The 9579-nt window shown below is 64.0% G+C and carries 6 protein-coding genes; 2 read left to right on the top strand and 4 right to left on the bottom strand.

Going from position 1 to position 9579, the window contains the following annotated elements; genetic code table 11:
• The first annotated feature begins 589 nt into the window (after positions 1 to 589).
• Positions 590 to 1150 carry a recombinase family protein gene (locus QN357_RS15470; protein ID WP_322136728.1) on the top strand — a complete coding sequence of 187 codons (561 nt, stop codon included), beginning with the start codon at positions 590 to 592 and terminating at the stop codon, positions 1148 to 1150.
• A 196-nt stretch (positions 1151 to 1346) separates the two neighbouring features.
• Here QN357_RS15470 and QN357_RS15465 read toward each other — a convergent pair whose 3' ends face one another.
• The 3 genes from QN357_RS15465 to QN357_RS15455 are packed head-to-tail and all read right to left on the bottom strand — an operon-like array spanning position 1347 to position 5910.
• On the bottom strand, positions 1347 to 2276 hold the full coding sequence (locus tag QN357_RS15465) for an N-acetylglucosamine kinase (protein ID WP_322136727.1): 930 nt from the start codon (positions 2274 to 2276) through the stop codon (positions 1347 to 1349).
• Entirely contained in the window at positions 2273 to 3295 is a 1023-nt protein-coding gene (locus tag QN357_RS15460; protein WP_416172969.1) for a glycoside hydrolase family 113, read from the bottom strand. Before QN357_RS15460 ends, QN357_RS15465 begins: the two co-directional genes overlap by 4 nt.
• A complete protein-coding gene (locus QN357_RS15455) occupies positions 3292 to 5910 on the bottom strand; it encodes a glycoside hydrolase family 2 protein (RefSeq protein WP_322140450.1) in 2619 nt (872 codons plus the stop codon). Before QN357_RS15455 ends, QN357_RS15460 begins: the two co-directional genes overlap by 4 nt.
• A 221-nt stretch (positions 5911 to 6131) precedes the next feature.
• Here QN357_RS15455 and QN357_RS15450 point away from each other — a divergent pair, with 221 nt between their 5' ends.
• Positions 6132 to 7139, top strand: a complete 1008-nt coding sequence (locus QN357_RS15450) for a LacI family DNA-binding transcriptional regulator (protein ID WP_322136724.1) — start codon at positions 6132 to 6134, stop codon at positions 7137 to 7139.
• Positions 7140 to 7181: 42 nt separating this feature from the next.
• Here QN357_RS15450 and QN357_RS15445 read toward each other — a convergent pair whose 3' ends face one another.
• Positions 7182 to 9074 (bottom strand): ABC transporter ATP-binding protein, encoded by a 1893-nt coding sequence (locus QN357_RS15445; protein ID WP_322136723.1) that lies wholly within the window; start codon positions 9072 to 9074, stop codon positions 7182 to 7184.
• Between the last annotated feature and the right edge of the window lie 505 nt (positions 9075 to 9579).

Below are 9579 nucleotides of genomic sequence, written 5' to 3'. Positions count from 1 at the left end.
CCGAGCGCACTACTGGTCACACCGCCCGGTGGCCCCCAAAGTCAATATCGGTGGCCCCCAGAAGCGCTAATACTCACCTCGCAAGGAATGTGCGTCCCCCTGGGCTCTGAGGGACACGGTAACCCCACGATCACTCCGTGAGGCTCTTCCGCCGAATGGCGATTCGGCGCGTCTCCGAGGCGACGCTCTGCCTGGGCGGCGGGGTGGGGCAACTGGTCGAGCCGGGCGGGATGAGATCACCGTTCACGAGGGATTCGACGATTCGGTCGCCAAATGCGACCTTCGGCAAGCTGGGCCGTGCCCACTTTTTGCCCACAGTTGTCGGAAATCGGCCTGATTCTGCTGGTGCCGGAGTGATCGAAAACGTTGAATTTACGCGGTTTTTAGCATGGATGGGAGCCCTAGCGGGCATAACAATAGGGTTCAAATCCCACCTGTACAGACTGCTGTGTGTCTTTTTGGGGTACACCCCAACTAGACATCAGGTGCAGGTACGCAGTTTCGTCCGAATAGGGACCAATTCCTGTTAGTTGACAGCCCTCACTGTCGGGTCTTAGAGTTCAACCTGACAGAAAGGGCCGGAGGCTTCATGACGGGTCAACGAGTTGGATACGTGCGAGTCAGTACCCTCGATCAGAACACCGTCCGCCAACTGGATGGCGTTGACGTCGACCGGGTGTTCGAGGACAAGGCGTCGGGGAAAGATCTAAACCGGCCTGAGTTGGAGGAGCTGATCAAGTTCGTCCGGGATGGCGATACTGTTCTCGTTCACTCGATGGACCGCCTTGCCCGCAATTTGGAGGATCTCCGCTCGATCGTGCGCCAGCTCACGGCGAAGAAGGTCCGGGTCGAGTTCGTGAAAGAGCAGCTCTCCTTTACCGGGGAGGACAATGCGATGGCAAACTTGCTCCTCAATGTGATGGGGGCCTTTGCTGAGTTCGAGCGGTCTCTGATCCGTGAACGTCAGCGAGAGGGTATTGCCCTGGCGAAGAAGCGCGGCGTGTACCGTGGCCGCACCCCGTCACTTGACGCGCTCCGGGCCGCCGAGCTGCGCGAGAAGGCTGCTGCTGGCGTGCCGAAGGCCGCTCTCGCTCGAGACTTTGGGATCAGCCGCGAAACCGTGTACGCCTACCTCCGAGCCGAGGTCTGAAGAGCTGGCTGGTTGCTGCCGGAACACAGCTCCGCCGATTCCTCATCGGTCACGCCGGGCTAACGCCTTCTTCGAGGTGGGCTTTCTTTAGCCAGTTCGCCAGGCAGGGTTTGGAGATCCCGAAGCCTTTCGCGATCTCGTTATGGGGCTGCGTGCTTCCGGCGACTCAGATTTCTTTCTTGATAACTCGCGCGTATCAGTCGCGTGCGATCGCGACAAGGCCGCGCAACGCACTCTCCGCGCCGAGGTGGGGCAGCAGGGCGGCGCCGTCGAGGCCGTTCGCGGTCGGGAAGCGCAGGTCGACTGCGGGCCAGAACGCGCGCAGGTCCCGTTCGAAGCGACTCGCGATCTCGGGCGCGCGCAGCACCCCGCCGAGTCCGCCGACGACCGGTGCGGCACCATCGGCCTGTCCGACGCGCTGGAGTCCCGTGCGCACCGAGTGCACTAGCTCGGCGGCGGTGGCGTCGCAGATTTCCGCCGCGACGGCATCCGTTGGGGCAAGTCCGGTGACCGCGCGCGACCAGGACGCGATACGGCTGACCCGTAGTGGGTCGCCCTGCAGCTCTAGGTAAAGGGTCTCCAGGTTTGGGAATTCCGCGCGGACGGCCGCGGTGAGTGCCGTCGCCGGGCCTCGTCCGTCATAGTTGCGCATGACGGCGTCGAGGGCGGCGCGGCCGATCCAGTAGCCGCTGCCCGCGTCCGCGATCAGGTAGCCCCAGCCGTCGATTCTGGCCACGTTGTGGGCGCCGACCGCGAGGGTAACGACGCCGGTGCCGACTGCGATCACAGCGCCGAGGGTGTTGCCGAGGGACCCGAGGTAGGAGGTAACCGAGTCATGGGCGAGGAATACCTCCCGCACCCCGATTTCGCGGCCGAGCCGACGCAGTTCCGCGGCGTCGGCGTCTGATTGGGTGAAGCCGGAAATGCCAGCGCTCACGATGCCGATGGTGACGTCGGCGGCACCGGCTACCTGGGCTAAGACGTCAGCCAGTTGCGGGATCAGGTCCCGGTCGGTGCGGATGCCGTCGAAGTCAAACGTCTCCTGGCGGGTCTCACCGCTCTGCAGCACGGCACGGATGCCGGTCTGTCCGGCATCGATGGCGAGGTGACGGGATGCGTAATTCATGTGGTGCGGTGTCCTTGGAGAGTTTTGTATCGGTGGGTGAGGAACGTCCCGGCGGGTTTGCCGTACACACAGTAGTCATCGTTATCCGGCGCGGATGCGACCGGGTACAGGACGGCCGGCCAATCCCAGAACATGAAACCGATCATCCAGTCGCGGCTGGCCGTAGCGTTGAAGATGTGCTCGTAGTAGCGCAGCTGCTCGGCGCCGGAGGGCGTGCCCGGCAGCGCCCAGTCGTTGGGCTTGTCCGGTGATCCGGTGCGGCTTGGGCATCCCGCCTCGAGAAAGATGAATGGCTTGTCGAACTTTTCCACGACGCGCTCGATCCGGTCGAGCTCGGCCGGGAACGCTCCGATCGGGTAGTATCCACTCGACCCGATCACGTCCACGGCATCCCACCACGTGACGCGGTCTTCCTGGTATTTGTCGCAGTTGTAGGTCACGAGCCCCGAATATACCGAGCGCACCCGGGCGATGAGGTCACGCCAGTGCCGTACCTGCCCGTCGGCGCGCACCATCTCGCAGCCGATGCAGAAGAGGTCACAGCCTTCCTCCTCGGCGATCACAGCAGCGTGCAGGATGAACGCCGTGTAGGACTCGAACCACTCGGTCCAGGTGGGTTCACCGGGAACGTCCCAGTCGAAGAAGCCGATGAACGCCCGCCAGGTGCCGTCGGCGCAGTTGACGACGGGCTTGAGGCACACCTTGAGGTTGAGTGCCTTCGCCTCCCGGATCGCCTCGCGAATTTCCGGCTCGGTCACGGTTGGTTCTTCGTCGTACGAGATGTGCGTCGATTGGGCATTCTGCTGTATGGCCGCATAGGCGATCGCCGTCCAGTTGATGCCATGCTCGCTCATGAGCCGCATCGACGAGCGCGCTTCAGGGGTCGCCCAGGTGCCGCGCACGCCGGTCCAGCCCCAGGTCATTCCGCAGATGGGTCCGGTGAGAGCGGATGCCGGAGAGCGCCCGGCAGCTGCGGGCGCGGCCCCGGGAACGCCCATTCCGCCCTCGTTACCAGTCACGGCAGAACCAGCTGGTTCGCGCTGCGGAGCACGGCCGGAGCTGAGAGCCCTGCGATGTCGAGATCGAGAGTCGACGTGACGGCGAACACGACACTCTCGCCTGGAAGGAGGGTTACGAGCATGTCGTCGACCGTTCCGGCCGGGTCGACCTTGTCGACGAGAAGTGCGAGGTCGCGGGTGAGGCTTGCCGCGGTGACGGTGAGCTGGTACCCGCCGGGGACCTGCTCGAGGGCAGTCCCGAGCGCAGGCGCGTCGAGCCGGGTGTCGCGGGCCTCCGCGAAGAACCAGTGGCCGCGCACTCCGCCGAGGTCGGCGCGGATGAGCTCCGCCGCCGCATCCGTCGCCGCGGAAATGGATGCTGGTAGCGGCACGGACACTGTGGACCGCGGGGGCAGGGTGATCTGTTCGGTGTGTTCGGCCAGCAGGATCCCCGCGTACGTGAGTCGACGCACCCTGAGCTCGCCCGACCAGGGCTCGCTCGAGTCGTTGACGAGGACGGTCGAAAGGCCCATGCCCCCGTCGACGCTGCGGTCCGTAAGACCGTCGACGTCCGCGCTGGAGCGCTGCGGCTGCACGGTTACGAGCCGGTCGGTGTAGGCGTGGCGGAGCGCATAGAGCAGCGGTTTGGCCCGCCCGTACCCGTCGACGGCGGCCCAGCTTGTCACCGGCCAGCAGTCATTGAGCTGCCAGACGATGGAGCCCATACAGTGCGGCTGCAGCGACCGGAAGTACTCGATCGCCGTCTGGACCGCAAGCGCCTGGTTGAGCGACATCGCCCAGTGCCAATCGTCGATGTCCTCCGGCAGCGGAAAGTGCGCGAGGAGGCCATCGGTGAGCTTGACGTTGCCGTCCATTGCCTTCTGGTGCACGAGCATGCCGGGGGACTCGGGGGTGAGCGGCGCGTCGCTGATCGACTCGGTCATCGTCGACCAGGTCGGCGGGCCCTGCCAGCCGAACTCGGAGACGAACCGCGGGGTGTACGCGCGGTAGTCGGGGTAGTCGCGCAGGTTCCAGAGGTCCCAGATATGCATGGTGCCGAGATCGGGGTCGTTCGGGGAGTGGGCACCGGAGCGGCCGAGACCGTCGGCGTCACCGGGGGAAAAGGGGCTACCTGGCGTGTAACCCACGTGGGGGGCTAGCTCGGCGACGATCGCCGGGAACAGCTCGTAGTAGTACGTCTCGCCCCAGGTTTTACCGTCGAGGCGTTTCTTCCAGTTCCACTCTTCGTGGCCCCAGAGGTTCTCATTATTCCCGTTGAACACGACGAGCGAGGGATGCGCGGCGAGCCTCGCGACGTTGTCGCGCGCCTCCGCCTCCATTTCGCTGAAGAACGGCTCCTCTTCCGCATAGGCAGCGCAGGCGAGCAGGAAGTCCTGCCAGGTCAGCATGCCGCGCTCGTCGCACAGCTCGTAGAAGTCGTCAGCCTCGAAGATTCCGCCGCCCCAGACTCGCAGCAGGTTCAGGTTCGCGAACTCGGCCTGTTCGATCCTGGCGAGGTAACGGGTCCGGTCGACGCGGTGCGGAAAGGCGTCGTCGGGGATCCAGTTCGCGCCGCGCACGAAAATGGGCTGCCCGTTGACGACGATCGTGAACGGGGTGCCCGTGGTATCGGGGGTCGTCTCAAACGCCACCGTGCGGAATCCCACGCGCTTCGTCGCAGCGTCGAGCTCGATCACCTCGTCGTATCCGTCATCATCGCCGTGATGGGTGTTGAGGGTGACGTCGACGTCGTAGAGCGGTTGTTCGCCGTAGCCGCGCGGCCACCACAGAGCCACGTCCGTGACGTGCAGGGTCACGAGGGCAGTGGTGTCGCCGGCCTCGAGGATTGCGGTGCCCGACATGCCGTCGACGGATGCCGTAATGAGGAGCCGGACATCGCTCGCCCGTGCAACCTCGACGTTCACGGCGACTGTGCCGGCTGCGCGGACGGTGCCGGCTACGGTATCCGCTGGATCGACCGTGTCGACGGTCGCGATCGGCCGAATGCTCTCGATCCGGGCAGTCGACCATTCTTCGAGGGAGACTGGGCGCCAGATCCCCGAGGTCGAGGTGTCGATTCCCCAGTCCCAGCCGAAGCTGCACGCCATCTTGCGGATTGCATTGTAGGGGTGGTGGTTAACGTGCGGACGGTATCCGAGCTGGAGGCTCGCTGCGTCGGCGGCCCGGATCGGCGACGCGAAGAACACGTCGATTTCGTTGAGCCCTGCCCTGACGTACGGGCGCAGGTTGAACCGGTAGCTGCGGTGCATGTTGCGGGTGGTTCCGACCCGGTTTCCATTGACAAAGATGGACGCGATCGTGTCGAGGCCGTCGAAGACGATCTCGGACTGGGTCGTGGAGCCCGGCTGCCAAACGAAGGTGGTCGTGTAACGCCAATCGGTGAGGCCGATCCAGCCGAGCAGTTTTTCGTTGCCGTCGAGGTAGGGGTCGGGGATGAGCCCGGCCGCAAGGAGGTCGGTGTGCACCGATCCCGGAACGGTCGCCGGGATCGCACGTAGGCCAATGTTCGGGGGCACCGGCCCGCCCTGGGCAGTCACGGTCCAATCGACGCCGAGGGGGCGGCGAAACGGATGGCGGAGAATCGGAGCGGCGATGGTCTGTGCGGTGGCGGACATTGAGCGGTGACTCCAGACTTGTTGGTGAGGGACAGCAACCAACCTCGAAATGTCAACGCTGTCTCTGGTTTTTCGAGTGTAGCATTGGCGGAAATCCGGGCATGATATCTCTCGTAAAATGTGGCTTAAGAGCCGCTTGCGTTCACGTAGGTTCCGAGGCCTGTGTCTCACCTTGACATAGAGCACTTGCTAGACTACTCGTGGCCGACTGGGGAGATAGTATGACGACGCAAGCGAGAGCGACCCTGGCCGATGTTGCCCGGTTGGCCGATGTGAGTTCGAAGACAGTGTCGCGGGTTTTCTCCGGAGACGGCATCGTGAGTGCGGTCACCCGGGAGCGGGTGTTGAGCGCGGCGAAGCGATTGCGGTTCCGGCCGAATGTCCTCGCGCGCAGTCTCCGCCACGGTGGGGTGTCCAACACGGTAGCCTTCGTGATCGGCGACATCACAAACCCGTTTTATTTCCACGTTGCGGCCGGGATTGAGCGCGAACTGGCCGACAACGGGTTAACTATGGTGCTCTCTTCGACAGATGACTCGGCCGAGAGTGAGGAGGGTGTCGTTGATTCCCTGCTCGCCCAGCGCGTGCGTGCGCTTCTGCTGATTCCGATCGCGGCTGACCAGTCCTACCTCGATGGGGAACGCCAATTGGGCACCCCGATCGTGAGTGTCGACCGACCTGCCAGCAATCTGCTGGCCGACTCCGTCGTGCTCCAGAACCGAGAGGGAATGCGGGAAGCCGTGCGTTCCCTCATTAAGCTCGGTCACCGAAAGATCGGATTCGTGAGCAACCCCTCCGCCATCTACACCTTGCGCGAGCGGCTCGCGGGCTATCGTGAAGCCCTTGCCGAAGCCGGGATCGCCGACAACGCGCGATACGAAAGGTGCAACGACGACCCGGCCGTATCTGCAGAGAGTGCCGTCGCGAGTTTGTTTGATCAGGCCGACCCGCCCACTGCGCTTGTGACGGGGAATAACCGGGCAAGCTCGGGAGCGCTTCGCGTGCTCCGCGGTCGAGAGCCGCGGGTCGCGTTCATTGGTTTTGACGATTTTGACCTTGCCGATGCGCTGGACATCACCGTCGTCGCCTACGACACCAGGGAGATCGGGAGAGCGGCCGCGCGTCTCGCACTCGACCGTCTCGAGGACCCGACCAGCTTCATCCGGCAGATCGAAATTCCGACCCGCCTCATTCACCGCGGTTCAGGCGAGATCAGCCCGCCGACCTGACCCGCCGCCACGCACTCGTCCCAAACGGACGGGGATACGTTCTCAGGTCGTCTGACGCGAGACGATGTGGGCGTACCGGTTGCCGAGGTTCATGAGCTCGTCGTGGGTTCCAAGTTCGACGATGCGACCGTTCTCGAGGTACGCAATCCGATCGGCCGTGCGGATGGTCGACAGTCGGTGGGCAGCGATGATGGTCGTGCGGTCGCGGAAGAGAGTGGCGAGGGCGTCCTTGACCATTGTTTCGGAATCGGCATCCAGGGCGCTCGTCGGCTCGTCCAGAATGAGGATGCGCGGATCGCGGACGAGGGCGCGAGCGATCGCCAACCGTTGGCGCTGGCCGCCGGAGAGTCCGGAGCCGCGGTCGCCGATGATCCGATCGAGGCCGGTGGGCATCGGGACGGTGATGCGCCCGGTCACAAGCCCGAGACCATGGATAATTCCGGTGGGCGGATGCGGGGATTCTTGGTTCGACGACCCGCCCACGGCGTCCGTAACATTCGCTCCCGTTGGGCCGAGGTTCAGGAAATCGAGAGCATTCGCGCCGCGCAGGGCTTTGAGGATGCCGTCGTCGGTGATGCCCGTGAGCCCATAGGCGACATTGTCGCGGATGCTGCCCTCGAACAACACCGACTCCTGCGGCACGACTGAAACGAACGAGCGTGCACTGCGCATGTCGAGGCTGTTCATGTCGACGCCGTCCAGCAGCACCTGTCCGCTTCCGGCCCGCACGAACCCGAGGATGAGATTAAGCAGCGTCGACTTTCCCGAGCCCGAGGGTCCGACGAGCGCGATTGTCTCGCCGGCCCGGATAGACAGGGAGATATCGGTGAGCGCAGGCCGGCCACCGGGATAGCTGAAGCTCACGTGGTCGAGCTTGATCGTGCCCTCAACCTTGTCGACGCGGGTACGGCCCTCGTTGACTTCGACGTCAGGGTCCTGCATGACCTCGGCGATGGAACGCATTGATTCGAGCCCGCGAGTGAGCACCGGAGCCACATTGAGGAGGGCAACGATTCCACCGGTCAGGATGGTGAAGTACGTGCTGAGCAGTACGACCTGTCCCGGCGTGATGGAGATGACCTGGGTTATTGACGCCGCGGCGGCTCCGACCAGGCACGCGACCCCGAGTACCTGGTAAGAGACCCAAGAAAAGGCTCCAAACCGGCCGTTGAGGGTGTCGAGCTGTTGCCCGGCGATGCTCACGCTCTCGGCCTGCCCGGCGACCCGTTCGGCGGCGACGGCCTCGAGCCCGTGGCCCCGGGTGATCGGGATGAGGGCGGCCATTTCGCCGATGCCGGTCGAGAATCGTTCGACCTCGTGGCGGAAGGTCTCGTTGCGGATGGCCGCTCGGGAGCGGATCCAGCGTACGAGTATGGCCGCCACGGGCACGGTCACGGCGAACACCCCGACGAAGGCGGGAACTGAGATCGCTGTGACGATTACGGCGCCGGCCAGGGTGAACACGGTCGACAGTACGGTTGGTAAGGCTTGTTGCATCATTAGTTCAAGATTTTCGACGTCGCGTACGACTTTGCTTTGCACGATCGAGGCGCTGTGGCGGTTGTGAAAGCCAATGGAGAGGCGCTGCATCTGTTCGGTAAGTGCATTGCGCTGGTCGGCGGCCATCGATCGGGTGGCAAGGCTGGAACCACGCACGAAGATCATGTGGAACGGATAGTTGAGCGCCAGTAACGCAATGATGAATGCCGCGAAGACCCACAGGGAATCCAGCGATCCGCGGCGCACGACGAGATCGATGATCGCCGCAGTGAGCGGCGGAAGCACCCACATCGGAGAGTCCTTGATAAGAAACGCAAGCGCGGCGAACCACAGCCGGATGCGGTAGGGCCGCAGTAGCCTCAGGAACGACCGCAGCGGTTCGGACTTCACGACCTCGAGTTCGATCGCAGTCGGGCGGGGATTGGTGGCACTCATGGCGCAGCTTTCAGGGCCGCGCGGGCGGCCTACGGGACAGTCGCCCGGTGATCCGAGCGTCTGTCGATGAGGTTCTTGGAGAAAACCGGCTTCGCCGGGGTACCGCCACACCCCGGCGTCCGGCCACGGCGTCCGGCCTCGGCGGGTGATCAGGTTAAGCCTAGCGCCCGCGTTTGGAACGGAGTCCCGCGCCCGGTTAGATCACGGCGAGTCGATCCATCACGGTGGTGCCGGCATTGACAAAGAGGACCACGTCGCGGACCGAGGTGACTTGGCTCACGTCGCGGCCCGGGGTGGACCTCCTTGGAGCCGCCTCGTTGCGGCTACCTCCTATTTGAGGCCACCGAATCCTACATGTCAAGGTGGACACTTGTTTTGTCTCATAGAACATTGTGAGAGTTTTTTACGGTCTTTCATGGGCTTTCTACAAAATGACAGCGTAGTCATTGATTGCGGTTTGGCTTACATTGTTGTCATACTGAAGGCACGCGCGCCCGCGGGGGCG

The sequence above is a fragment of the Cryobacterium sp. RTC2.1 genome (assembly GCF_035018685.1).
Classification (GTDB): Bacteria; Actinomycetota; Actinomycetes; order Actinomycetales; family Microbacteriaceae; genus Cryobacterium; species Cryobacterium glucosi.
Note: the sequence above shows the minus strand (reverse complement) of the source record. Positions and strands in the feature narration are given on the sequence as shown.